Source organism: Collinsella sp. SGI.241 (genome assembly GCF_050312955.1).
In the GTDB taxonomy this organism is placed as follows: domain Bacteria; phylum Actinomycetota; class Coriobacteriia; order Coriobacteriales; family Coriobacteriaceae; genus Collinsella.
The window spans coordinates 1-25,944 of record NZ_JBNPKM010000013.1; the positions used below are offsets into that span (position 1 = coordinate 1).

Consider the following 25,944-nt stretch of genomic DNA (forward strand, 5'->3'; position numbering starts at 1 on the left):
GTGGTCCTTGAGAGAACTCACCGGCTTCTTGAGGATATCGAGGAGCTCCTATGACTACCAGCGCCGCGCGATCGCCAGGCCGGACCGCCTGGCGCCGCTGAGGGACGTCGTGCGGCGGGTGTTCCTGGAGGACGGCGACGGCGCGCGCGGCTACCGGTTCGTGGTGCGCAGGCTCCGCGAGCTCGACGACCCCGTGCGCGTCTCCGAGAAGGTCGTCCGGCGCATCATGCGCGAGGAGGGGCTCGTCCCGAGGTGGATGAGGAGGAGGGCCGGCGCCTACAGCTCCTACGGCGGCGAGGTGACCCCCGCCCCGCCGAACCTCGTGCGCCGCGACTTCCGCTCGGCCCTGCCGAACTTCCTGTGGCTCACCGACATAACCGAGTTCAGGCTGCCGACGGGCCGCAAGGTGTACCTGTCCGCCATCAGGGACTGCTTCGACTCCTCGATCGTCGCCTGGCGGGCGGGCGAGCGCCCGGACGCCGACCTCGCGAACTCGACGCTGTCGGACGCGTGCTCCCGGCTGGCGCCCGGCGAGCGCCCCGTGATCCACTCCGACCGCGGCGTGCACTACCGCTGGCCGGGCTGGATATCGATATGCGAGCGGAACGGCCTGGTCAGGAGCATGTCGGCCAAGGGCTGCAGCCCCGACAACGCCGCGATGGAGGGCTTCTTCGGCCTGCTCAAGAAGGAGTTCTTCCACGGGAGGGACTGGTCCGGCTGGTCGCCCGGGGAGTTCATCGAGGCCCTCGGCGCGTGGATAGGGCGCTTCAACTCCGAGCGGGCAAGCGACGCGCTCGGTGGCGCGACACCGGACGACTACCGGTCGTCGCTGGGGATGGCCGCGATTTAGCGGTCCAGGAAATCGTCCGCAGTCCCCGCTCAGACTGGGATACACTTTCCGCTTTACGCCTTGTCCGGAAACTGTGTCCCGGAATTAAGGCTTGGAATGGGATGCACTTTCCGGTTGAGAGCCTTAGCGGAAAGTGTGACCCGGAATTTACTCTTGAAGTGGGATGCGCTTTCCCAACAGGCCCTCAAGCGGAAACTGCATCCCACTCCGGACGTGAATTCTGGGACACAGTTTCCGCGATTCGCATGACAGGCCACGCTTCTACCATGAGGTGAGCGCAGTTTCTTTATCAGCCCACTCAACCCGCAACGGGTGAGGGGCGGCGGCAGGCGAAGGCACGGGAAAGGTCTGTCGCGAGTTCCGCACGCAAAGGGGGCCACTTAATGTGGCCCCCGTCTTGCGCAGGACTGTTTGAGCAGCAGACCTTTCCCGTACCTCCGCCTGCCGCCGATTCGGGCCCCCGACCCCGTTACTTGATCCCCGCTACTTGATCTTGGTCGTACCCGGCGCCAGGTTGGGGTCGGTCTCGTTGGCCTCGGTCTGGAGGTGTTCGGTGTACACGTTCTTGCCGTCGCGGAACATCTCGTAGTACTGCATCTTGGCGTAATCCTCGCGCGCCTTGGTGGCCGCTGCGGCGACGGTGTCTTCGCCGGTGACGTTGGAGGAGAGCGCCCAGCGCAGGCTAGCGTCCTCGTAGCCCACCGAGTTGATGGCGGGCAGCGACTTGCGCAGCGTCATGTGCGCTTTCTGGTAGTCGGTCAGTGGTGCGCCGATCAGCTGCATCAGCTGGGTGGACAGGTAGTTGGTGGACAGGTCGTCGACCTCGCTTGTCTGGTCGCAGCCGGCAACGTCGTAGTTGGCCCAGATGATGTAGTCGGTCTGCCACAGGCGCTCCTGATGCGTAGCGTCGTCCTCGCCGGTAAACCACTTATCGTTGAACTTGGACGGGAAGAACGGCTGATGGTCGCCCCAGAACACCACGACCACCTTGCGGTCAAGATTGCGCAGGGCATTGAGGAAGTAGCGCAGCGCCTGGTCGGACTGCTCGATGCACGAGACGTACTCGTCGACATCGGAGAGTGTGCCGTCCTCGATGGTCTTGGCGTCCAGATCGGTCGTGTCGATGTTCAGGTGCATCTGCTTATCTGCCGGCAGCAGGCCCGTATCGTAGCCCGAGTGGTTCTGCATGGTCACGTCAAAGATGAACTGCGGGTCGGCGTTCTGGTTGAGCAGCTCAAGGATTTTGTCGTAGGTTGCCTGGTCGGTCACCATGCCGCGCAAGGTGTCGGCTCCCTGGAAGTCGTTGATAGACAGGAACTGGTCAAAGCCAAAGTCCTTGTAGACGTTCTCACGGTTCCAGTTGGTTGCGTGGTTGGGGTGCATGGCCGTTGTGGAATATCCGAGCGACTTGAACTGCTCTGCCAGGTTTCCGGTCGTTTCCATGTTGTAGATGGTGTAGGGGTACACGCCCGAGCCCAGGTTGGCCATGGAGTTGCCGGTCATAAACTCAAACTCGGTATTGGCGGTGCCGCCGCCGTAGGCGCTCACGTAGAGCTTGCCGCGGCTGAGGCAGTCGGACAGGTTCTTAAAGTACTGCGGGCCCTCGTAGCCGGCGTGCATCTCCTGATAGATCGAAAGATCCGAGAAGGTCTCGTTCATAATGGCGATGACCGTGGGCTTCTCGCTATCGAACTGCTCTTGGGCGGCGGTACGGGCGTCGCTTGTGGCGGCATCGGACTTGTCATAGGCCTTGGCATACTTTTTGAGCGTTGCCTTGGCGTCGTCGGCGGAGTAGTTGGCGGGTTTGGGCGGCTTGATGGACTGTGCCGCACTAATAAAGGCAGGAAGATAACCCTCGCGCCAGTAGCTCTCGAGCGGGCGCCAGGTGTAGACGGTGATGCCGAGGGTGTTGTAGTAGTCGATAAGCGTGACATGCGCGGTCACGCCGCCCAGGCACAGCACCGCCACGAGCAGGTTGGTGAGCAGCATGCGCTTGGCGTTGGCGGCACCCTTCTGACGGTGCGGTGCTACCAGGCCGGCGTACTCGCATAGCAGCATGGCGATGGCGGTAAAGCCCATGGACAGCACGCAGAACAGCGAGATCGAGTAGGTGTAGCCGTTGCCGGCGACCGCGGCGGCGGTGGAGATGGCCGAAAGGTCGCCCGGCTGGATGGGCATGGATTTAAACGTGATGACGAAGAACTCGGCAATGCCCAGGATAAAGAGGGCGAAGGCCAGGGCGGCGGGAGCTGCGCCGCGGCGCTGGAACAGGAAGAACAGGCCGACCATGAGCGTGGTGATGATGGCCCACTCGAGCAGTATGCACAGGGGGTAGACCCAGGTAAAGTCGTGGTTGGACGAGACCTCCATGCCCAGCAGCGCAAAGACGCCGGCGAGCAGCAGGCACAGCACGGCGGCGACGAGCGGTTTGCCCACAAAGGCTCCGCGCAGACGGGCGAGCTTGCCGGTGGGGGCGGGGGCGTCGGGCGCGGCGAACGCAAAGACGCGCGGGGCGATGCGGTCGCGTGCGATGCTGGCCCAGGCGCAGCCGGTGAGGATGGCGTTGGTCAGGATGAGCATCACAAAGGCGAGCGGCTCGTTTTGGGCGACGAGGCCCATGGCGCCCCAAATGGTCAAAAAGACCTGGAACAGACCGAAGGCGACGCTCCATCCAAGAGCGCCCTTGGCAACGGTGCCCGACTGCGCGCGAATGGCCTTGGCCTCGCGCAAGACAAGGAAGACGGTCGCCGCAAGACCGACGAGCGAGATGGCGGCTGCGAACATGCTGAGACTCCTCACAAACTTAAAACTACGAAAGCGGGGGTTTACCCGATTGTTACCAAGATATGCGCTGCGATTGGTGGCTGCGCACAACAACCAGCCATATTAGCGCGCATGTGTGGCGGTGTGGCGCAATGTAGTGGCGACCTGCGCGATAATGGACGGGAATTACACGGAAACGTAAAGGCTTCTTAAAGAAATGGCGAGGTTAAGGCGATGAACGAGCAGGTTTGTATGACGAGTGCGGGCGACGTGGGCGCTGGCATGGGCGCGGGCGGCTATCCGGTCGAGACCACGGGCAACGCGGTGCTGGACACGTTGGAGCACCGTTCGTCCACGCGCGCTTTTGCGCGCGATGACAACGACCGTCCCGTAGCGGTGACCGACGAGCAGCGGGCGGCGATTCTGCATGCGGCGAGCCGCGCGCCGTCGGCAGGCGCCATGATGATGTATTCCATCGTGAGTATCCGCGAGCAGACAACGCTCGATCGCCTGGCCGACCTGTGCGACCACCAGCCCATGATCGCCAAGGCGCCCTGGGCACTTATATTTGTGGTCGACTATGCCAAGTGGATCGATCTGTTTGAGCACGTGGGTTGCTTTGAGCCCGAGTTTGTCGAGCGCGCGGGCAAGGCGCCCCGCCGCGCGCCGGGTTTAGGCGACTTTGCCATCGCGGCGCAGGATGCCGTGATCGCTGCCCAAAACGCCGTGGTCGCCGCCGAGGCCCTGGGGCTGGGGAGCTGCTATATCGGCGATGTCGTCGAGAACGCCGAGGAAGTTGCTGCGCTGCTGGACTTGCCGCCCTATACCATGCCGCTGTCGATGCTCATCATCGGCACGCCCCGCAAGGAGCGCCCGGCGATTGCGCATCCCGTGGTGAACCTGGTGCACGAGGAGCGCTATCGCCGCGCCGATGCCGCGACCATGGATGCGCAGGTGGCCGAGATGGACGCGATGTTCCGTCCGCATGCCCGCGAGGTGGGGGAGCGCGTCGTGGATATCTACACCCGCAAGCACACGAGCCCCTTTATGGCCGAGATGAGCCGATCCATGGAGTGGTGGTTCAAAAACTGGCTCGGAAAATGACGAATGTGACAAAGGGACAGTCCCTTTGTCACATTCCATATCGCCGCGGTGGCCTAAAGGCCGTATAAATGTTTATCTAGCTGGGAAAACAGTGCATTAAAACATGGGACGATTATCTATAATCCCCTCGAACGTTAAAGTTGGGAGGAAACCGGCTTATGGAACAAAAGGCCAAGGAGGCAGCCTCGCACGCTGCGATTCCTGTGAGCATCTCGGCGATGCTCGTCACGCTGGGCGTGGTGTATGGCGATATCGGCACCAGCCCCATGTATGTAACCAAGGCGCTCGTTGCCGGCAACGGCGGCATCGGAAGCGTCACGGAGGAGTTCGTGCTCGGCGCGCTCTCCCTTGTCGTGTGGACGGTCACGCTGCTGACGACCGTCAAGTACGTGCTCATCTCGCTGCGCGCCGACAACCATGGCGAGGGCGGCATCTTTGCTCTGTACAGCTTGGTTAAGCGCTGCGGCAAATGGCTCATCATCCCCGCCATGCTGGGCGGCGCGGCACTGCTCGCCGATGGCATCCTCACGCCTGCCGTTACCGTGACTACGGCTATCGAAGGCCTGCGCACCATTCCGGCAGTCCATGCCGTGCTGGGCGACGATCAGGCCCGCGTCGTGGCCATCACGCTTGCCATCATCATTGCGCTCTTCTTGGTGCAGCGCATCGGCACGGCCAAGATCGGCCACGCCTTTGGCCCCATCATGACGCTGTGGTTCCTGTTCCTGGGCGGCACGGGTCTGTTCTTTGTCTTCCAGCACCCCGCCGTGCTGCTGTGCCTCAACCCGGTGCGCGGCATCGCCTTTTTGTTGAGCCCCAACAACCATGCGGGCATCATGATTCTGGGCAGCTGCTTCCTCGCCACCACCGGTGCCGAGGCGCTCTACTCCGACATGGGCCACGTGGGCCGTGGCAACATCTACGCAACCTGGCCGTTCGTTAAGTGCTGCTTGCTGCTGTCCTACATGGGCCAGGGCGCGTGGCTTATCAACAACGCCAGCAACCCGGAGCTCATGGGTATCGCCGACCTCAACCCCTTCTACCAGATGCTCACCCCGGGCCTGCGTCCCTTTGCCGTCGGCCTTTCCACCGTCGCGGCCATCATTGCCTCGCAGGCGCTCATCACCGGCGCTTTCTCGTTGGTGTCCGAGGCCAGCCGCCTGGACCTCATGCCGCACATGCAGGTCTTCTATCCTGCCGAGACCAAGGGCCAGCTCTATATTCCCATGGTCAACAACGTCATGCTTGTGGGCTGCGTCATCGTGGTGCTGCTGTTCCAGAGCTCGGCGCACATGGAGGCCGCCTACGGCTTGGCGATCACCCTGACCATGATGTGCACGACGGTGCTGCTCTTCTTCTACCTGCATGTTGATCGCGGCCTTAAGGTCGTCCCGTATATCTTCGTTGCGTTCTTCCTTTTGCTCGAGGGCTTCTTCTTTGTGAGTTCGCTCACCAAATTTTTCCACGGTGGCTATTTCACTATTCTTATGGCCATGCTCATCATGGGCGTTATGCTGTGCTGGTACAACGGCACGGCGGTCGAGCGGCGTCAGTTTACGCTGCTGCCGCTGCGCAGCTATCTGCCGCAGCTCAAGCGCCTGCGCGACGACGATCGCTATGAGCTTATGAGCGACAACATCGTGTACCTGACCAAGGACACCAATACCGACTACATCGACCGCGATATCGTCTACTCGATTCTGGACAAGCATCCCAAGCGCGCCCGCGCCTGGTGGTTCGTGAACGTCGAGACCATGGACGAACCGCATACCTTTGCCTATTCGGTCGAGACGTTTGGCACCGACTATGTTTTCCGCGTGCATCTGTACCTGGGCTACAAGGTTAACCAGCGCGTGAACGCCTACCTGCGCCAGGTTGTTCAGGATCTGGCCGCCACTGGCGAGCTGCCGCCGCAGATGCATGACTACTCGGTCTACAAGGATCCGGGCAACATCGGCACGTTTAAGTTCGTCATGATCCGTAAGCTCCTGGCGCCCGAGAGTGACGTGGAGCCGAGCGAGCGCACGGCCATCACGCTCAAGTACATCATCCGCCGCTTTGCCGGTACGCCGGCGCGCTGGTATGGCCTGGAGAACTCCAACGTGAGCTTTGAGTATGTGCCGCTGTTCACCAAGTTCAAGGCTGTGAACAAGATGCAGCGCCTGGCCCCCAACGAGCGCCCGTAGTCGCCGACAGGTTGCATGGAGTTGGTCTTCGATGGACAGGAGTGTGCGCCCTGCTCGCGCACATGCTGTTTGTCTAACGACCGCAGACTGCAAAGGCTATACACTTGGAACCACCACAAGGGAAACCACCACAAAGGTGCTGTCCCCTCTGTGGTGGTTTTTGTTTTTAAGAGAGGGGCGGGGTGCCGATGGACGTCCGTGCGGACGGCGATATTGCCGATAGCTTTTGGTGGCGGCGCACAACGCTGACACGTCGCAGCCCTCTGTATGACGCCTGCGTATCGGCGGGGCTGCTGATCGCGGCGACGATTGTGGGTGCGCTGCTCGACCATCCTGGTCTCGCGCCGAGCATCATGATCGTCTATGTGTTCGCCGTGCAGCTGTGCGCATTCTTTACCTGGAGCCGCCTGTATTGCCTGCTGAGCTCGGCTGCCGCCGTAGCGCTCTACAACTTCTTGTTTGTCGACCCGCGCTGCTCGCTATCGTTTATCGACCGCGTCTATCCCGGCATGTTCTTCATCATGTTTGTGGTCTCGCTTGTGTCGAGCTCGATTGCGTTGGCCCTGCGCCGCGCCTTGGCACAGGCTGCCGCCAGCGACCGTCGCACGCATATGGTGCTCGAGACCAACCGCATGCTGCAGCGGTGTCCCGATCAGCAGCAGATTGTGCATGCCATGGCAACGCAGCTGGCGCGTCTTTCGGGCTGTCCGGTCGTGTGGTACAGCGCCGACGCCGACGATGATGACTTGCTGCCGCGTGCGACGTACACGGCCGTGGGTGACGCCGCGCCGGTGCACCAGCTGACGCCCCAAATGCCGCCGCGGCTCTCTGCGTCCGCCTATGTGGGAACGCCGCTCGATGCCACCTATGGCGGCTCGGCGTTTTATGGCATCTACCTGACGGTTTGCACGGGCGACGGCTTCGTGCGCTCGGGCGACCCCGCCTCGGTGGTGGGCGTGCTGGCTATCGTTGCCGAGCCCGACATGCTGACGCACGAGGAACGGACACTTGCCGACGCCATCGTGAGCGAAGGCGAGCTGGCACTCGATCGCGCCCGCGCCATGGAGGCCCGCGAGGAGGCGGCGGTGCTCGCCAAAAACGAACAGCTGCGCGCCAATCTGCTGCGCTCCATCTCGCACGATCTGCGCACGCCGCTTACCAGCATTTCGGGCAATGCCGACGTGCTACTCGACCAGGGTTCGACCGGCACGGCCGTGCTCGATAGCCAGACGCGCCGCAGCATGCTCCTTTCCATTCGTTCGGATGCGCAATGGCTCAACGCCACCGTCGAGAATTTGCTCGCCATCACAAAGCTCGAGGGCGGCGGCATGCATCTGTCGACCACGCTCGAGCTCATGGACGATATCGTCGAGGAGGCGCTGCGCCACGTGAATCCGGCTGTACGCGAGCACGATCTTAAGGTGGTGCCGTGCGACGAGCCGGCGCTCGTCAACGTCGATGCGCGCCTGATGGTGCAGCTGGTGGTGAACCTGGTGAACAACGCTATTGCCTATACGCCGCCCGCCTCGCATATCGTAATCTCGATTATGGCGAACGATGGACAGGTGGCATGTTCCGTCGCCGATGACGGTCCCGGTATTGCACCCGAGGAGCAGGGCCGGATCTTTGAATCGTTCTACACTGTCAACCATGGCTTGGCTGATAGCCATCGCAGCGTGGGCTTGGGACTTTCGCTCTGTCGATCCATTATGTTGGCGCATGGCGGTAGCATAGAGGTTGCCGCGGCGGACCCGCACGGCTCGGTCTTTACGATTGGGCTTCCCGCCGCCGACGTTTCGTTTGATAAGGAGTAACGCTGTGTCGAACTCTGCCATGAAACCGCTTATCTTGGTCGTTGAGGACGACCCCGCCGTCCGCAACCTTATCGTTGCCGCGCTCGAGGCGCACGGCTTGCGCCATATGGCCGTGGAGACCGCCCATGCCGCCATCGCCGCCGCCTCATCGCAGGCACCGAGTATTGTGCTGCTCGATCTGGGCCTGCCCGATATGGACGGCGTCAAGGTGGTGGAGTCGGTGCGCGCATGGTCGGGCATGCCGATCATTGTGGTCTCGGCGCGCAGCGAGGATGCGGACAAGATTCGCGCACTCGATGCCGGTGCCGACGACTACCTGACCAAGCCGTTTTCGGTCGAGGAGCTGCTCGCGCGCATTCGCACGACGCTCAGGCGCCTTTCGTATGCGCAAACGGGTGGCGTTGCCTCCGAGGGCTCGTTCGATACCGGTGAGCTGCATATCGATTTTGATGCCGGCATCGCCACGATGGATGGCGAGGAGCTGCATCTGACGCCGATCGAGTACAAGCTCTTGTGCCTGCTGGCGCACAACGCCGACAAGGTGCTGACGCACCAGTTTATCCTGCACGAGATTTGGGGCACGGCAACTAAGAGCGACCTGGCGAGCCTTCGTGTCTTTATGGGCACGTTGCGTAAGAAGATCGAGTCCGATCCGGCGCATCCGCGCTATATCCAGACGCACGTGGGTATCGGCTATCGCCTGGTCACCCAAGGCTAGATCGCCAACCACCATCCCAATATGAGTTGCGGTGAAATACGGTCCAAATTTGCCTAATTCCAGGCAAAACAGTCCGTATTCCACCGCAACTTGGTTTATCTGCCCTTGGGCTTGCTGGCGTAGAACTTCTTCTTTTTGGGCTTGCCGGCGCAGGCAGGCTTGCCGTCGCCGCGCGACCCTCGGTCTCCGGCCTGCGCGTGCGCGGGCGCCGTTGCGCGGGGCTTGCGGGCCTCGGGGTTGCGCAGCTCTTCGGTTCGCTCTGCAATCTCCTCGGCGCTAAAGCCGACTTCGGCCATGGCGTCCTCGATGGGCAGGCGGCGCACGATATAGCAATGGTGGACCTTCTGGTTGCGCGCAAAGTCCTCCGGGATGGTCTGCGCCGTAATGTCCTCTAGCACGACGCCCGCGCGCGCGAGCTTGCGCGTCTCGGGGCGGAAGCCGCGCAGGTTGCAGCTAAAGATGGCGTGGCCGCCCTGTGCGAGCAGGCGCGATACGCCGGCCAAAAGCTCAACATGGTCGCGCTGGACGTCCCAGGTGCGGCGGCCCATCTTTGATGAGTTCGAAAACGTGGGCGGATCGACAAAAATTAGGTCCCAGCGGTTGCGCGTCTGGCGCTGGACGCGAATCCAGGCAAGCACGTCGTCGCGCACAAAATGATGCTGCGGACCAACAAAGCCGTTCTGGCGCATATTGCGCTCGGCCCAGTCCAGGTAGGTGTTGGAGAGGTCGACCGTCACAGTTTCCTCGACGCCGCCGTCTGCCGCATAGCAGGTAGCGGTGCCGGTATAGGCGAACAGGTTGAGAAAGCGCCGCGCCTGCTTGGCGTGCTCGCGCACCAGGTTGCGGGTGACGCGGTGATCCAAGAAGATGCCGACGTCCAGGTAGTCGTCAAAGTTGACGGCAAAGGTAAGGCCGCCCTCCTCGATGAGCGGCAGACGACGGCGTGCGATATTGGCGTGCTCGCCCGAGCCGCCCTTGCCGGCGCCCTGCTTGCCGTACTGCGAGCCGCCGCGCGAACGCATGCGGGCCTTGGCGTGCACGTGCTCGGCGGGAACATCTAGGATGCGCGGCGCGATGGCCAGAATGTCGAGCATGCGGGCCTGGGCAAGCGCGGGATCGATGGTCTTGGGCGCAGCGTATTCGGCGATGACGAGCCAACGGCCCGGCGTCTGCGGGCAGCCCTCGTATAGATCGATGGCGGCGGAGTAATCGGGCAGGTCGGCATCGTAGACGCGGTAGCAGCTCACGCCCTCGCGCTTTGCCCACTTGCGACGCAGACGGGCGTTCTTGCGCAAGCGGTTGGCGAACTGCTCGGACTCGGGGATGAGCACGGGCAGCGGCTTGCCGTCGCCCAGGTCGAGCGTGGCGGTAGGTTCGGGCATGGGGGTGCTGGCGGCTTTGTCGTTGACTTCGTTGGTATCCGCAACCTCGGCCTCGGCATCTGCGCCGGTCGCAGCCTCAAACGCTGCGGCGGCGTGGTCGAGCGAGGGCCAGACTTCGACGGTCGCCTCCTCGTTGTTGGGCATGACGGCGATCGAGCGCTCGGGCTCGGCGTGGAGCGAGCGGGCCAGCAATCCATCGCGGGTGAGCGCGGCGACCGGCGCCGCGGCAAGCTCGGGCGCGCGGCGCAGCTCGCCGACCAGCGTCATGGCGTCGTGCATGAGCGAAAGCGGGGTCTCGGTGGTGTCTGCGACCACGGCGGCACCGGCGACAGCGCCTGCATGGTCCAGCACGGTGGCTGGCTTGGCAGCGCAAAAGTCGACAAAACGCTTGTAGCCGGCGCACTTGACCATGCGCTCGGCAGTCTTGCGGGCAGCGGGGTCAATGTCCACGGCGACGATGCGCGCCTGGCGCTCGCGCGCCGCCGCCTCGCGCTCGCGTGCCTCGGCAAGCAGCTGCTCCCACAGGGCGGCGTCGTGCGGCTGCCAGCCCTCAAAGCCCCAGCGCTCGCGTGCAGCGCCCGGGGCGCGGTCGGTCAGAATGTTCACGGCCTCCAGTAGCAGACCGCCGCCGGCGCACGAGGCGTCGATCAGCGTGGGCAGGGCTTCGTTCTCGTAGTCATCGGCTGTGAGCTCGCGCTCGCACAGCGCGGTCCAGCCGACCTGCGCCAGCACCAGGGCGGCGTAGTCGGGACGCAGCACGTGTGTGCCCTCGCCGGTGCGGGTCGCGGCGGGCGGCAGGCGCTTGAACAGCGGGTCGCCCGAAAGGTCCAGGCTGATGCTCGCGCGGCGCTGACGCAGCGAAAGCAGCAGGTGAACATCGGGATCGGCGGCATCGACATCGGCGCGACGGCCCGTGGTTTCGGCCAGGCGGTCGCACAATGCGTCCTTGGCGCGCAAGGCAGAGAAGCGTGTGTTGCGCAGCTGCTCGGTCACGCCGCGGGCGGTGATGGCGATGGTTGCGCCGGGGCGGATGATGTTCTCCCAGGCGATGTCGTAAACGCTATCGTACAGCTCGTCGGCATCCTGCGCCTCAAAGCGCCCAAGAACCACGAACACGCGGCTCGCCAGGCGCGACCACAGACAGGCGCGGTAGCCTTCTTCGAGCTCGCCCTCAAACGTAGCGCGGCCCTTCAGCCGGCGAACATGCGAAAGCCCGAGGCGTTTAAGCTCATCGGCGAGTGCGGACTCAAAGCCCTCGGGGCAGCTTGCGTAAAATTCCATGGGTGACCTCTCTGGTTGCGTCGCTCCATTATATGATGGATGCTTCGTTTGCCCTCATCCCCGAAAGGAACCCATATGATTGATGCGTGCCCCGATTCCGCCGTGCTCTTTTTTGACGTGGACGGCACGCTGACGTCGTTCGATCCCGACGATATGACCGATAAGGACTTTTCGGCGGTTTACCCCTCGCAGACGGTGGTTGAGGCGTTCCGTGCACTGCGCGATGCAGGGCACAAGGCATTTATCTGCACGGGTCGCCCCCTGTGGCTTATCGCCGATAGCCTGCGTGCGCTCGACCCCGCGGGCGTCGTGGCCATGGCAGGCGCCACGCTCGAAGTCGAGGGACGCGTGGTACACGAGGATTGCTTTGACGAGGACGTTATCGAGGAGCTTGCGCGCCGTATGGCCGCGGCAGGGATTGAGGCCTTTTTCGAGACCAACGTGGCTACTTTTGCCCTGGAGCCTGTGGGCGTTGAGCAGTCGTCTCTGATCGGCACTTCTGTGGTGCACAGCACCGAGGAAATGCGCGTCGACGGCAGTCTGCGCGTGGGCAAGGTATGCCTCAATGTGCCCAGTTTGGCTCGCGTAGCCAACGATGACGGCTTTATCGATCGCGAGTTTGAGCTGTGCAACACCGGTGGTCAGAATCGCGAGCTGAGCCCCAAGGGCATTGACAAGGGCGTGGGCGTGGCGCGAGCGCTGGCGTATCTGGGCCGCGAAGGAAATGCGCGCACCTTTGGCTTCGGCGATTCGGGCAACGACCTGGGCATGCTCGCTTCGGTCGAGACGGCTGTCGCCATGGGCAACGCCATGCCCGAGGTCAAGGCGGTCGCCGACTACGTGACCGACGATGTCGCACACGACGGCACCGTCACAGCGATGCGGCATTTTGGCCTCATCTAATGAATCCCGCGTTCTGACGTTTGCTCAAACTGCGACTCTTTGCTTTTGCATGCTCAATCGATTTATTAATCCAAACACTGAGGTGTTTATACCGTTCGCCGAGAAGATAAAAAACCGCAGTTCACGCCTTGATAAACGTAGGTAAAGTGTTTAGCAGTTTATCGGCCGTATGCAAACGAAAGGAATCAGGCAGATGGCAATCAAGGTGTTCGCTGACGGTGCAAACCTCGAGGGCATGCTCGACATGTACGAGAACGGCAACGTTCAGGGTTTCACGACCAACCCATCCCTTATGAAGAAGGGTGGCGTGACGGATTACCGCGCGTTTGCCAAGGAGGTTCTGGCCCACATCACCGATGTGTCCGTCTCGTTTGAGGTCTTTGCCGACGACGTCGAGACCATGGAGGTCGAGGCCCGCGAGATTGCTACCTGGGCAGATAACGTCTACGTCAAGATTCCGTGCGTGACCACCAAGGGCGTGTCCACCGCCGAGCTGGTCCGCAAGCTTTCGGCCGACGGCATCAAGGTCAACGTTACCACCATCTTTACGCCTAAGCAGGTCGATGAGATGGTCGAGGCCGTTGACGCCGAGACGCCGTCTATCATTTCGCTCTTTGCCGGTCGCATCGCCGACACCGGCGTCGATCCCATTCCGTTTATGACGGAGTCGGTCAAGAAGGCCGCTGCCAAGCCCAACTGTGAGGTCCTGTGGGCGTCCACGCGCGAGCTTATCAACATTTACCAGGCCGAGGCCTGCGGTTGCCAGATCATCACGGTGCCCAACAGCATCCTGGCCAAGCGCAAGAACATCGGCCGTGACCCGTACGAGGTCTCGCTTGATACCGTGCGCGGTTTTGCCAAGGATATCGCCGCTTTGGGTTTCCATATTCTGCCCTAAGCAAGGGTACCCCCTGCAGCGACGTGCAAAATCGCGAGTTTTCAGCATGGTAAAGACTTTTACCAGCTGGTTGAAGCGCGGAACGGCCCCCGTTTTGGCCCTAAAACGCCAAAACGGGGGCCGTTTTTGCTTTTATGGCCCTCTGAAGCGCCGCGGGGCTATCGGGAGATGCTGAATACTCGCAATTTTGCACGCCGCGAAGAGGGGGACGTCCGCTTTGGCGGCTATTTGCCCTGAACCATGGTGAGCGAGATCTTCTTGCGGTCGCGATCGACCTTTTCGACCCACACCTTGACCGTGTCGCCGACGCGCACCACGTCGCTGGGGTGCTTGACAAAGCGGTTAGCCAGCTTGGAGATATGCACGAGGCCGTCCTGGTGCACACCCACGTCGACGAAGGCGCCAAAGTCCACAACGTTGCGCACCGTGCCCTTGAGCTCCATGCCGGGTTCCAGGTCGTCGATGGAAAGTGCTGAGCGGCTAAAGACCACCTCGGGCGCGTCGTCGCGCGGGTCTCGGCCAGGCTTCTTGAGCTCGTTGACGATGTCGATGAGCGTGAGGATGCCGCAGTCCAGGTCGCTTGCCAGCGCCGAGATGCTGCCGATGCGTCGCTCGATGTCGGGCACGCCGCCGCGGCTGAGCTCGCTTGCCGCCACACCCGCACGCTCCAGGACGGCCGTGGCCACCTCGTAGCTTTCGGGGTGGACGCTCGTCGCATCGAGCGGGTTCTTACCGCCGCTGATGCGCAGGAAGCCCGCGGCGTTGAGATATGCCTTGGGTCCCAGCTTGGGGACCTTCTTGAGCTGCCGGCGATCGGTAAAGGCGCCGTTCTCCTCGCGGTAGGCCACGATGTTTTTGGCTACGCTCGGCGTGATGCCTGATACGTATCCCAGCAGGCTCGCACTTGCGGTGTTTACGTCGACGCCCACGCGGTTGACGACGTCCTCCACCACATGTCCCAGGGTGCGCGAAAGCTCGGCCTGGTCAAGGTCGTGCTGGTACTGGCCAACGCCGATGGACTGAGGCGGAATCTTGACGAGCTCTGCCAGCGGGTCTTGCAGGCGGCGGCCCAGGCTCATGGCGCCACGCACGGTGACGTCCAGATCGGGATACTCCTGACTGGCGAGCTCGGAGGCGGAGTACACCGATGCGCCGGCCTCGTTGACGATGGTGTATCGCAGTCCAGGCGCCTGTTCGGCGATGAACTCCGAGACGACTTCCTCGGTCTCGCGGCTGGCGGTACCGTTGCCGATGACGATGGTGTTGACGCCGTCCTTCTTGACGAGGCGGGCGAGCTCGCGCTTGGTGCCGGCGACGTCGTGGCGCGGCTTGGTGGGGTAGACCACGCCGTGGTCGAGTAGCTTGCCGGTCTCGTCCATGACGGCGACCTTGCAGCCGGTACGGTAGCCCGGATCGAGTGCGAGCACACGGGCGCCGCGCACGGGGCGTGCCGAGAGCAGGCCCTCGAGATTCTTGGCAAAGACGTTGATGGCCTCGGTCTGCGCGCGGACGGTGAGCTTGGCGCGGGCCTCGCGCTCCAGTGAGGGGGCCATGAGGCGCTTGTAACCGTCGGCGATGGCGGCTTCAAAGACGGGCGCAAACACGCCCTGGCGTCGGGGCCAACGGCTGCCGAGGCGCGCCGTGGCGGCAGTGCCGTCGACGTTCACGCGCACGCGGAGCTTGCCCTCGCGCTCACCGCGGTCGATAGCCAGCACGCGGTGGTTGGGTATACGGCGCAGCGGCTCGTCATAGCTGTAGTACGGCTCGTAGGGAGTCTTCTCGGTGGGGTCGGTGGCCTCGACGACGATGTCGGCGGTGTTCTGCGTAAAGGCGCGCAGGTCGGCGACGTTCTCGGGGTCCTCGGCCACCGTCTCGGCCACGATGTCCGCCGCGCCGGCAAGCGCCTTTTCGGGCGTGTCGAAGCCGGCCTCCTCGTTGACGTATGCCGCGGCGGCGTCGAGTGCGCTGCCCTTGGCCGAGGCCTGCATGATGATCATGTTGGCGAGCGGCTCAAGGCCTGCCTCGCGGGCCTTCTGCGCGCGAGTCATGCGCTTTTTGCGGTAGGGCTTGTAGAGGTCCTCGACACGCTGGAGCTGCGTGGCCTCGCGAATCTGCTGCTCGAGTTCGGGCGTGAGTTTGCCCTGGGCGTCGATGAGCAGGATGACGTCCTCTTTACGCTGCTCAAGATTGCGCAGGTAGGACAGGCGCTCGTCGAGTGCGCGCAGGGCGACGTCGTCCATGCCGCCCGTGGCTTCCTTGCGGTAGCGCGAAATAAAGGGGATGGTGTTGCCCTCGTCGATGAGCTTGACGGCTGACTCGATGTTGGCGGCCTTAAAGTTGAGCTCGTGGGCAAGCTGGGCGATAAGATCCATGGGACTCCTTGCGTTTAAGGTGCGTTTGCAGCACAGGGCTACCAAGGATACCACCCGACGTTCTGCCAAAGCAGTCTTTTTGGGACGGGGCTTTTTTAGCTACGGGACTGCGGACGGGAGACGGTGGAGTCCCTCCTTACAAAACGAGGCCCTGGCCAAACGGCCAGGGCCTCACCACTTCTTTTCAGGCTGCGAGAAAAGACCGTGTGCGCAGGCGCTCCCCGAGGGAGACGGGGGTGTTTGCTCCGCGCGCAGTTTCGCAGCGAAGCGAGAATGTTTGAGCACGGAGTAAACACCCCGTCTCCCTCGGGGAGGTCCGTTGGGAGCGTAGGGGATGTTTTGAGCTACTCCAGCTCAAACGCTCCGGTATAGAGCTGGTAGTAATATCCGCGCTTGGCGATCAGCTCGTCGTGGTTGCCACGCTCGATGATGCGGCCGTGATCCAGGCAGATGATTGCGTCGGCGTTGCGCACGGTGGACAGGCGGTGCGCGATGACAAACGTCGTGCGGCCCTCCATGAGCTTATCCATGCCCGCTTGCACGATGGCCTCGGTGCGGGTGTCGATGCTCGACGTGGCCTCGTCCAGAATCATTGCCGGCGGATCGGCGACGGCAGCGCGTGCGATCGAAATCAGCTGGCGCTGGCCCTGCGACAGCTGCGCGCCGTTGCCGGTGAGCATGGTGTCGTAGCCGTCGGGCAGGCGGGTGATAAAGTCGTCGGCGCCCGCGAGCTTGGCCGCCGCGATGCACTCCTCGTCGGTGGCGTCCAGGTTGCCGTAGCGGATGTTGTCCATCACAGTGCCGGTGAACAGGTTCACGTCCTGCAGCACCACGCCCAGCGAGCGACGCAGGTCGGACTTGCGAATCTTGTTGACGTTGATGCCGTCGTAGCGGATCTTGCCGTCGGCAATGTCGTAGAAGCGGTTGATGAGGTTGGTGATGGTCGTCTTACCGGCACCGGTGGCACCGACAAACGCGACCTTCTGGCCCGGCTTGGCATATACGGACACGCCGTGCAGCACCTCGTGGTCGGGCGTATAGCCAAAGTCGACGTTGTCCATGACCAGGTCGCCGCGCAGCGGCACGTACTCGATCTCGCCGGTCGCGCGGTGCGGGTGCTTCCATGCCCACATGCCGGTGCGGTGGTCGGCTTCCTCGAGCTGCCAGGTCTCGGGGTTCACCTGTGCGTTGACAAGCGTCACGTAGCCCTCGTCGGCTTCGGGCTCCTCGTCGAGCAGCTCAAAGATGCGCTCGGCGCCGGCAAGGCCCATGACCACGGCGTTGATCTGCTGCGAGATCTGGCCGATCTGGCCGCAGAACTGCTTGGTCATGTTGAGGAACGGCACCACGACGGCGATGGAGAGCGCCATGCCCGAGAGGCTCAGGTTGGGCACGCCCAGCTCCAGGAAGATGCCGCCGGTCAGCGCGACCAGCACGTAGAGCAAGTCGCCCAGGTTCCCGAGGATCGGCATGAGGATGTTGGCGTACATGTTGGCCTTCTGCGAGACCTCGAAGAGCTTCTCGTTGCGCTCGTCAAAATCGGCCTCGGCAGCGGACTCGTGACAGAACGCCTTGACGACTTTCTGGCCGTTCATGACTTCCTCGATATGGCCCTCGACCACGCCGAGCTCGGTCTGCTGCGCGATAAAGAAGCGCGCGGAGTTGGAGCCGAGCAGCTTGGTCATAAAGGTCATAAAGGCGACGCCGGCAATGATGACCAGGCACATCCACACGCTGTAATACAGCATGATGAAGAACACGGTGACGATGACGATGATCGTCATGAGCAGGTTGGGCAGCGACTGGCTGATCATCTGACGCAGCGTGTCGATGTCGTTGGTGTAGTGGCTCATGATGTCGCCGCGCTGGTGCGTGTCGAAGTAGCGAATCGGCAGGTCCTGCATGCGGTTGAACATCTTTTCGCGCAGCTTCTCGAGCGAGCCCTGCGTGATGACGGCCATGGCGCGGTTCCAGAAGAGCGAGGAGGCGACGCCCACGGCGTAGATGCAGCCGAGGGTGGTCACGAGCTTCAGAATCTTGGGCTGCGCGGCCGTCCAGTCGCCCGACTGCCACGATTCGCTAATGACCTGCAGCGCGCTCTGGAGAAACGTCGCGCCGATGGAGTTGATGATGGCGCAGAGCACAACGCCGGCGACGACGAGGGGCAAAAGCACCGGGTAGAAGCCAAAGAGCATCTTGATCAGGCGCGTCATGGTGCCGCCCTTGCGGTTGCGCGCGCGCTCGGCGGTAGCGGCCTTACTCATGTGCCTCGCCTCCTTCCTGGGTCTGAGCTTGCGGTGCGGATGCCTCGGTGTCGGCTGCGGCGGTCTCGCCCGCGTCCTCGCCTTCGGCACTCATCTTATTTTGCGAGGTAAAGGTCTCGCGGTAGATCTCGCTCGTCTTGAGCAGCTCATCGTGGTTGCCGATGTCCTTGATGCGGCCGCCCTCCATGACGATGATGCGGTCGGCGTCCTGAACGGAGCTGATGCGCTGGGCGATGATGAGCTTGGTCGTGTTGGGCAGGTAGCTCGCCAGGCCCTCGCGGATCTTGGCGTCGGTCTTGGTGTCGACGGCGCTCGTGGAGTCGTCCAGGATCAAGATCTTGGGGCGACGCAGCAGGGCACGCGCGATGCACAGGCGCTGCTTCTGGCCGCCGGAAACGTTGGAGCCGCCCTGCTCGATCCAGGTGTCGTAGCCCTTGGGGAAGCCGTCGACAAACTCGTCGGCGCAGGCCAGATGTGCGGCCTCGCGGACTTCCTCGTCGGTGGCGTTCGGGTCGCCCCAGCGCAGGTTCTCGGCGATGGTGCCGCTAAACAGCACGTTTTTCTGCAGGACCATGGCTACCTGGTGGCGCAGCGCGTCCAGGTCGTAGTCGCGCACGTCCACGCCGCCGACGCGCACGGTGCCCTCCGTGACATCGTACAGACGGGCGATCAGGTTCACGAGCGTCGACTTGGCCGAGCCGGTGCCACCGATAATGCCGATGGTCTCGCCGCTCGTAATGTGCAGGTCGATATCGTCGAGCGCCTGGCGGCGGGCATGCTCGGAATACTTAAAGCTCACGTGATCGAAGTCGATGGAGCCGTCGGCAACCTCGTGCACGGGCTCGGTCGGGTTAGCGATCGTGGGCTCGGCGGCCAGCACCTCGGTAATTCGGTGCGCCGACTCATCTGCCATGGTCACCATGACAAAGATCATCGACAGCTGCATTAGGCTCATCAGAATCTGGAAGCCGTAGGTAAAGATGGAGGAGAGCTGGCCCACATCGAACAGGGTGCCCTGGCTCGTGATGATGAGCTTGGAGCCCAGGTAGATGATGACGACGAACGCGCCGTTGACGCAGATGTTCATCATGGGGTTGTTGAAGGCGAGCAACTTCTCGGCGCGGGTGAAGTCCATCTGGACGTCGCGCGCGGCGGTGGCGAACTTCTCCTTCTCAAAGTCTTCGCGCACGTAGCTCTTGACCACGCGCATGCCGGTGACGTTTTCCTCGACGGACTCGTTAAGGGCGTCATACTTGTGGAACACACGCGAGAAGATGGGGCGCACCTTAAAGATGATAAAGAACAGGCCAAAGCCCAGCAGCGGAATGATGACCAGGTAGACCATGGCGACGCTGCCGCCCATGGCGTATGCCATGGTAAAGGCAAAGACCAGCACCAGCGGCGAGCGCACGGCGATGCGGATGAGCATCATAAAGGCCTGCTGCACGTTGTTGATGTCGGTGGTGAGGCGCGTGACGAGCGAGGAGGTCGAGAACTCGTCGATGTTGGCGAAGCTGAACGTCTGGATCTTGTAGAACAGGTCGCGACGCAGGTTCTTGGCAAAGCCGCAGCTGGCATGGCTGCAGGTGATGCCCGCAGCGGCGCCAAAGGCGAGTGACGTCAGCGCGATGAGTACGAGAAGGCCGGCGGTGGGCAGCATCTCGGTAACGGCGGTGCCGTCCTTGATGGCGTCGATCATGTCGGCGGTGATAAACGGGATCATCATCTGGCAGATTACCTCGCCAAGCACCAGCAGCGGCGTGGCGATCGTGACCTTCATGTAATCGCGGATGCTGCCCATAAGGGTTTTAATCATCCAGTTCCTCCCAGGTTTTGCGGATTTTATCGAGCATTTCGGCGAGCTGCTCGCGCTCGTCGTGGGTGAGCGCGCTAAAGGCCCGTTCTCTAAAGCGGATGCGGGCCGCCTGGTCGATGCGGGCGTTTTCCCGGCCGGTTTCGGTCAGTCGAATGGTGAGTTGCCGTCGATCCTTGGGGTTACGGCTGCGCTCAATGAGGCCGTTGAGCTCGAGCTTGGACAGGATCTCGGAAAGCGACCCCGGCTTGAGGCCGAAGTGCATGCCGAGTTCCTGCTGCGACATCTCGCCGCCGGGCTGCTTGGCCAGTAGGCAGATGATGGGCGCCTTGCCGGACACGCCTCCGCCATGAAAATGCATGTAATGGCCGCAAAAGCCCAGATTATTGAGGATGCGCTTGGCAAGCTTGTCTTCCGAGCTAACCGCTTCGGATACATCCGCCGGCTGTGACGGGTCGCCGCCGGGCTCGTGCGAACAAAGGCTAAGAGGTTCATCGCACATGAATTAGTGCTGCTCCTTTCTTTAGTTAGGTAGTGGAATTGTTTTGTGCCTAACCAATTTAGGAGCGTGAGAAATCAATGTCAAGGTACCAAACTAGTGGTTACGCGGTTTTACCAAACCGCGTAACGGCTCGACGCTGCAAACCCGCCAGAGCGGCAATTTGCCTTTCAACTTCGGCGGCATGACCAGAAGGTCAATGCCGCCTCGTTTCAAGGCACCTTGCTCACTCTGGCGGGTTTTCGCTGACTTCGCCAAAACATCGGCGTTGCCCTTGTTGGGATAGTCGTTGGGGACGTTCTTGTTTGACTAGTCGTTTAAGAACGTCCCCAACGACTAACTTAAAAACTATGCCGGATTACGGGGCTGAATGACGGATTGCCGACCATGCCGAAATTGGTAAAAAGAAAACCGCAGGTAGAAGGTTCGCTATGATTTGAAAATAAGGGGTGTGGTTGGCTCATTCAGGTTCAACCCCGTAATCCGGCATAGTTTTGAAATGGCACTGAATAAGTGGCGGCAAATGAGCCGCAATGAAGCAAGCTAGCCCCTCGTTTCCGAAACCTTTCCGCAACAATTTGCCCTTCGTGCCGCTCGACTCCGCTCGCAACGTCCCCTGCGCTACACTTAGTTGCACTGTGGCGCCGTTGCGCCGCGCCCGATCCAAGGGGGACACTCATGAAGAACACTCAGCTGTTGCTGATCAACGATATGTGCGGCTACGGCAAGGTCGCGCTTTCCGCCATGCTGCCGGTGCTGTCGCACATGGGTTACCGTATCCACAATCTGCCGACGGCACTTGTGTCCGATACGCTCAACTATCCCAAGTTCTACATCCACGACACCACGGAGTACGTGCGTCAGAGTCTTGCCATCTGGGAAGAACTCGGCTTTGAGTTCGACGCCATCTCGACCGGCTTTATCGTGACCGAGGAAGAGACGCGCATTATCTCGGACTTTTGCCACCGCCGTGCGCAAAAGGGCACCAAGGTGTTCGTCGACCCCATCATGGGCGACAACGGCAAGCTCTATGCGGGCGTGCCCGAGTCCACGATTGGCCTTATGCGGCACCTGCTGGAGTGCGCAGACTACGCGGTGCCCAACTATACCGAGGCGTGCCTGCTTGCCGATAGGCCTATTGCCGAGCAAATTACGCCCGAAGAGGCCTGCGCCCTTGTGGACGCCGTGCGCGAGCTGGGTGCCAAGTCGGTGGTCATTACGAGCGCCGTGGTCAATGGCACGAACGCGGTTATCGGTTACGACCATGTGGCGGGGGAGTACTTTACGATTCCCTTTGAGCTCATTCCGGTCTATTTCCCGGGCACGGGCGATACGTTCTCGGCAGTGCTCGTCGGCCGCGTTATGGCAGGTTGGAGTCTGCAGCGCGCGACGTCCGATGCCATGCGTGTGGTGGCCGAGCTTATCGAGCGCAATGCCGACCAAGAGGACAAGTCGGCCGGTCTTCCCATCGAGGCCTGCTTGGATGTGATTGACCATGAGTAATGCTGGCGAGGGCGGCATCAAGCCTGCGGGCGAGAACAAGCCGCTCGGTGCGCCGCGGGGCAAGCGTCCGCGTATCCGCGTGAGCTGCGTGGACCAGTTGGGGACGTGCCGCTGCCACCATGGTCACAAGCCGGGCGACGTCTTCGACTTCGACCGCGATCGCGGCAAGATGTGCGCCATGGCCTGTCACGTTGGCTTTCCCTATATCGACATTCTGCGCTATGGCGGAACTGTGCCCGGCAACGAGCCCGGCACGGCAAAGTTCTGCTGCCCCGAGGTCGATACGTTGAACGTCTGGCTTGCCGAGATCGTCGACGAGTAGTTGAGCGTGGATTTTCTCCCACCAAGATAATGAGCGTGGATAATCTCCCGTTTAGAGCGCCGTTTTGCGTTCAAAGTGGGAGATTATCCACGCTCAATTTGTATGCGGGAGATTATCCACGCTCATTTTATGCCGATGGCGTGGCTCACGCATCCGCGCCGCCCGGGCGCCTACAGTTGCTCGAGCATGGCCGTGCAGCCGGCGAGCACATCGCGGTAGGTGGCATCGAAGTTGCCGGTGTACCAGGGATCGGCGACGTCGCCGGGGCGATCGGTCCAATCCAGCAGCCGCGAAATCTTGCCGTCGGCATCGTCGCCGAAGATGCGACGCAGGCCGCGCGCGTTCTCGGCATCCATATAGACGATGTGGTCCCAGTCACCATACTCCGCGCGACGAACCTGGCGCGCGCGGTGCGCAACGACGGGAATCCCGACCTCGCGCAGCTTGGCGACGGTGCCATGATGCGGAGGGTTGCCAATCTCCTCGGTCGAGGTCGCGGCAGAATCAATGACGAACTCCGCCTCGCGCCCAGCACGGCGCACCAGCTCGGCAAACACCGACTCAGCCATCGTCGAGCGACAGATGTTCCCATGACAGACAAATAGGATTTTGCGCATTGGCTAAAACCTCTCGAATATCAGAGTTTTCGCAGATAATCGCACTGCTTTTTGATCCCTCGTCAAGGACAGAATATCAAATTGATTCATAAATGAGCGGATTATTCTTCTTTCCAGCGTCGTAAGAATTGTCGTAAAGAACGAGGGTTTACGACTTGTTGTCACAATGTTGACCGTCCTTTGCATCCAATTTTCAGCATATCCTCTCTGACGTCGTCGAAATCAAGATGGGTGTATGTGTTAAAAGTCACGTTGATGTCGGAGTGGCCCATGATGCATTTTAGCTTCGCAGGGTTCATTCCCCTGCGTGCCATCTTCGAGCAGAAGGTATGTCGGCAGACATGTGGTGTGATTTTGGGAAGCTCATCCTTGTAGATGCGATTATGTTTCTCTATCGCGTGGTGGAAGTACTTCTCCCAGTGCAGGGCAACACGCGGCATCTCGTTTTTATCAAGAAACAGAAAACCGCTAACACCGTCAACGACCGGCTCACTCGAAGGCTTTAGACGTTGCGCAAGGATACTCCTGAAACACTCTGTCACGGCTTGAGTCATGGGAACATAGCGGATCCCGCTCTCCGTCTTGGGACGTTCGATGTAGTATCGCATGTTGCTGGTCCGCTGAAGTTGCTTGTTTACCCGAATGCTTCCGTTTTTGAAATCAAGGTCTTCGACGGTAAGACCGCAGAATTCAGAAATGCGCAGGCCCGTATTTAGAAGGATGTAGATGGCGTCACGATAGCGGTGAAAGTGTTCATCGCCCTCCACGAAAGCAAGAAATCTGCGTTCTTGGTTAGTGGCCAAGGCCTTGCGTGTAACCATGTCGTTTGTCAGTATCGTTGCGAGCTCGAAATAGAAGGGATTTCGGCGAATCAGGCTGTTCTCCTCTGCCAGTTGAAACGCCGGTCTCAGAACACCACGGATGCTATGGATTGTGCTATAGCGCTTGCCGTGGATTTTTTGCAGGTTGATGAGCCATTCCTTGGCATCAAGGGAGGTGACACCGCATATTCGTCGCGAGCCGAATTCATCTGTAGCAAGAAAATTGAGGATTGTCTTGTAGGCGGCTCGAGTGGATTGTTTCACGGCAGTCTTTGTTTCAGTGTAACGAGATGCGAGTTCGTAGACTGTCATATTGTTCGGCGCGACCTTATCAAGCAGATCGCGCTGGATCTCATGCTCCAACGCGCGCAAGCACGGACTGGCTTTCTTCCCCTTCGGAGTTAGATCATGAGTTGTCAGGGTCCACGAGTAGACGCTCCGCGTTTTACCTCTTGCATCCACATACTTGAAGCAGTAACGGCCGTTTTTTCTCTGGCTTTCCCCGCGTCTGAGGATTCGCCCTTTGCTGTCTTTTCTCACAGTCACTAGCAGGCTCCTTCCTGTTCAGAAAAGAGCCCCGATGCGATATTTCAAGATTATCGCACGGGGCCCGATTGGTTAAGCTGTCAAGTGCGAAACGGTGTCGAGAAGCTCTTTATAAAGAGCGTTGGCGCAGGACGAGGGGGCGAGTCCTCGCGCATAACTCGAATATGGGTTTGTACGAGAGGAACCTTCGACCGGCCAGTATCCGTCGAGATCGTGCCTAAACTCAGAGAGACAGATCTCCCTCGTCTGCATCTCCGCAACGACGGAGAGGCGCCTCTCAAGTTGACCAAATCCGTCGACATCGTTTTGCGGACGATAAGTCGCGGATCGGCGCATCTGTTCTCCATAGAATTCCAAGGGGCTGTAGGGCGTCGTGACGATTACGAGATCGGCGGCTATCGCTTTGTCGGAATATCGGGACGGTGCCATCACCTCATGCTCCATCGCATAGGGATCCGTGATGCGAAGCAGGTCGGCGTAGGGGATGGATGAGGGACGAAGTTCGTCAAGAATCACCGTGTGCTTGCCCTCATACCCCTGAAAGATGTCTCTCGTAGATCCAGAGACGAAGAACGGTTCGCCCTTCCGCTTCGCATAGAGCTTTGCGAGGGTGGACTTCCCCGTTCCAGCAGGCCCGAAGATCCAAACTGATTCCACCCTTCTTTCGCCCTTGAGCATCAACCCCCGCCATTCCCGGGCCTGAACCTGAAGGCGGCGTGCATAAACGTCTTCGATCTGACGCTATGTCCGGGCATATTCGGATCCGGAGAGCTGAGAGATCAAGGACTCCTTGTCGATACGACCTTCGAGAAGGTCATCGAGAAGGACTTTGATGCTGCTATGGGACCTCGTTCGAGCAACGCGCGACTCAATAGAAGCAAGTAGCGCTGGGTAATCGAAATTGGAGCGCACGATTTTGGGGTCGTACTGATGCTTGGATCGTGCGCCATCCGTTCTGTGGCACAGGTAGGAAAAACCGTTTTCCACACCTGCCTTCCAAGCCTCGATGCGCTCAGGTTTATCTCCAAGGAGCTTCGCGATGCTATTGAGCGAGCGCGGATTCTGGAACTCCATCATCACGTGAAGATGCGCGGCTGCCGGACGTCCCGCGTCCGTCGTGTCGCTGTCGTGCACGATGCCCGCATAGCGCTTCGGGGCGAGTGTTTCGATTCTTCGGTACATTTCGTCCACAAGACGGGGCAGGTGATCGAGCTGCTGCTCGTACATCATCGCGCGGGTCTTCATGGGCAGAGAATTGGTCATGGTTCCGAGTCCTTTCTCGTAAATG

Annotated in this window: 19 protein-coding genes; 9 read left to right on the top strand and 10 right to left on the bottom strand. The window is 61.1% G+C overall.

Annotated features, from left to right (window positions below; translation table 11 throughout):
* On the top strand, positions 1 to 850 hold an 850-nt coding region (locus tag ACQQ92_RS06635), incomplete at its 5' end, for an IS3 family transposase (protein ID WP_427796099.1).
* A gap of 483 nt (positions 851 to 1,333) precedes the next feature.
* Here ACQQ92_RS06635 and ACQQ92_RS06640 read toward each other — a convergent pair.
* Complete coding sequence (locus ACQQ92_RS06640) at positions 1,334 to 3,634, bottom strand: LTA synthase family protein (protein ID WP_427747794.1); 2,301 nt, start codon at positions 3,632 to 3,634, stop codon at positions 1,334 to 1,336.
* Between the two features lie 213 nt (positions 3,635 to 3,847).
* Between ACQQ92_RS06640 and ACQQ92_RS06645 the strand changes: the two genes are divergently transcribed.
* From ACQQ92_RS06645 to ACQQ92_RS06660, 4 genes are all read left to right on the top strand, one after another.
* Positions 3,848 to 4,717: a nitroreductase family protein gene (locus tag ACQQ92_RS06645; protein ID WP_427796100.1), complete on the top strand. Its 870-nt coding sequence runs from the start codon at positions 3,848 to 3,850 to the stop codon at positions 4,715 to 4,717.
* A gap of 158 nt (positions 4,718 to 4,875) precedes the next feature.
* Positions 4,876 to 6,903: a KUP/HAK/KT family potassium transporter gene (locus ACQQ92_RS06650; RefSeq protein ID WP_427727659.1), complete on the top strand. Its 2,028-nt coding sequence runs from the start codon at positions 4,876 to 4,878 to the stop codon at positions 6,901 to 6,903.
* A 188-nt stretch (positions 6,904 to 7,091) separates the two neighbouring features.
* The gene (locus ACQQ92_RS06655; RefSeq protein ID WP_427747796.1) at positions 7,092 to 8,717 is read left to right on the top strand and encodes a sensor histidine kinase; all 1,626 of its coding nucleotides are present in this window, start codon (positions 7,092 to 7,094) and stop codon (positions 8,715 to 8,717) included.
* Positions 8,718 to 8,721: 4 nt separating this feature from the next.
* Complete coding sequence (locus ACQQ92_RS06660; RefSeq protein ID WP_370450656.1) at positions 8,722 to 9,435, top strand: response regulator; 714 nt, start codon at positions 8,722 to 8,724, stop codon at positions 9,433 to 9,435.
* Between the two features lie 95 nt (positions 9,436 to 9,530).
* Here ACQQ92_RS06660 and rlmKL read toward each other — a convergent pair whose 3' ends face one another.
* Entirely contained in the window at positions 9,531 to 12,098 is a 2,568-nt protein-coding gene (rlmKL, locus tag ACQQ92_RS06665; protein WP_427796101.1) for a bifunctional 23S rRNA (guanine(2069)-N(7))-methyltransferase RlmK/23S rRNA (guanine(2445)-N(2))-methyltransferase RlmL, read from the bottom strand.
* Positions 12,099 to 12,173: 75 nt separating this feature from the next.
* Between rlmKL and ACQQ92_RS06670 the strand changes: the two genes are divergently transcribed.
* On the top strand, positions 12,174 to 13,001 hold the full coding sequence (locus tag ACQQ92_RS06670) for an HAD-IIB family hydrolase (RefSeq protein ID WP_427796102.1): 828 nt from the start codon (positions 12,174 to 12,176) through the stop codon (positions 12,999 to 13,001).
* Between the two features lie 193 nt (positions 13,002 to 13,194).
* On the top strand, positions 13,195 to 13,899 hold the full coding sequence (locus tag ACQQ92_RS06675; protein ID WP_427796103.1) for a transaldolase: 705 nt from the start codon (positions 13,195 to 13,197) through the stop codon (positions 13,897 to 13,899).
* A gap of 224 nt (positions 13,900 to 14,123) precedes the next feature.
* Here ACQQ92_RS06675 and ACQQ92_RS06680 read toward each other — a convergent pair whose 3' ends face one another.
* From ACQQ92_RS06680 to ACQQ92_RS06695, 4 genes are all read right to left on the bottom strand, one after another.
* The gene (locus ACQQ92_RS06680; RefSeq protein WP_427796104.1) at positions 14,124 to 16,271 is read right to left on the bottom strand and encodes a Tex family protein; all 2,148 of its coding nucleotides are present in this window, start codon (positions 16,269 to 16,271) and stop codon (positions 14,124 to 14,126) included.
* A 344-nt stretch (positions 16,272 to 16,615) separates the two neighbouring features.
* Positions 16,616 to 18,535 carry an ABC transporter ATP-binding protein gene (locus tag ACQQ92_RS06685; RefSeq protein WP_427719656.1) on the bottom strand — a complete coding sequence of 640 codons (1,920 nt, stop codon included), beginning with the start codon at positions 18,533 to 18,535 and terminating at the stop codon, positions 16,616 to 16,618.
* Positions 18,528 to 20,351 carry an ABC transporter ATP-binding protein gene (locus tag ACQQ92_RS06690; RefSeq protein WP_427796105.1) on the bottom strand — a complete coding sequence of 608 codons (1,824 nt, stop codon included), beginning with the start codon at positions 20,349 to 20,351 and terminating at the stop codon, positions 18,528 to 18,530. Before ACQQ92_RS06690 ends, ACQQ92_RS06685 begins: the two co-directional genes overlap by 8 nt.
* Positions 20,344 to 20,850, bottom strand: a complete 507-nt coding sequence (locus ACQQ92_RS06695; protein WP_154518326.1) for a MarR family winged helix-turn-helix transcriptional regulator — start codon at positions 20,848 to 20,850, stop codon at positions 20,344 to 20,346. The genes ACQQ92_RS06690 and ACQQ92_RS06695 overlap by 8 nt, the downstream gene beginning before the upstream one ends.
* Before the next feature lie 675 nt (positions 20,851 to 21,525).
* On the opposite strand from ACQQ92_RS06695, the gene ACQQ92_RS06700 reads away from it, so the two are divergent.
* Both ACQQ92_RS06700 and ACQQ92_RS06705 read left to right on the top strand, forming a co-directional pair.
* The gene (locus ACQQ92_RS06700; RefSeq protein ID WP_427796106.1) at positions 21,526 to 22,350 is read left to right on the top strand and encodes a PfkB family carbohydrate kinase; all 825 of its coding nucleotides are present in this window, start codon (positions 21,526 to 21,528) and stop codon (positions 22,348 to 22,350) included.
* A complete protein-coding gene (locus ACQQ92_RS06705) occupies positions 22,343 to 22,672 on the top strand; it encodes a TIGR04076 family protein (RefSeq protein ID WP_427796107.1) in 330 nt (109 codons plus the stop codon). The genes ACQQ92_RS06700 and ACQQ92_RS06705 overlap by 8 nt, the downstream gene beginning before the upstream one ends.
* Positions 22,673 to 22,842: 170 nt before the next feature.
* Here ACQQ92_RS06705 and ACQQ92_RS06710 read toward each other — a convergent pair whose 3' ends face one another.
* The 4 genes from ACQQ92_RS06710 to ACQQ92_RS06725 form a co-directional block, all read right to left on the bottom strand.
* Positions 22,843 to 23,289, bottom strand: a complete 447-nt coding sequence (locus ACQQ92_RS06710; protein ID WP_117743459.1) for a low molecular weight protein-tyrosine-phosphatase — start codon at positions 23,287 to 23,289, stop codon at positions 22,843 to 22,845.
* Positions 23,290 to 23,450: 161 nt separating this feature from the next.
* Positions 23,451 to 24,656 carry a site-specific integrase gene (locus ACQQ92_RS06715; protein WP_199407132.1) on the bottom strand — a complete coding sequence of 402 codons (1,206 nt, stop codon included), beginning with the start codon at positions 24,654 to 24,656 and terminating at the stop codon, positions 23,451 to 23,453.
* Between the two features lie 72 nt (positions 24,657 to 24,728).
* Positions 24,729 to 25,334, bottom strand: coding sequence for a hypothetical protein (locus ACQQ92_RS06720; protein WP_117734894.1), 606 nt, complete (start codon positions 25,332 to 25,334; stop codon positions 24,729 to 24,731).
* Positions 25,335 to 25,397: 63 nt separating this feature from the next.
* Complete coding sequence (locus ACQQ92_RS06725) at positions 25,398 to 25,919, bottom strand: Rep family protein (RefSeq protein WP_117743461.1); 522 nt, start codon at positions 25,917 to 25,919, stop codon at positions 25,398 to 25,400.
* Positions 25,920 to 25,944: the final 25 nt, after the last annotated feature.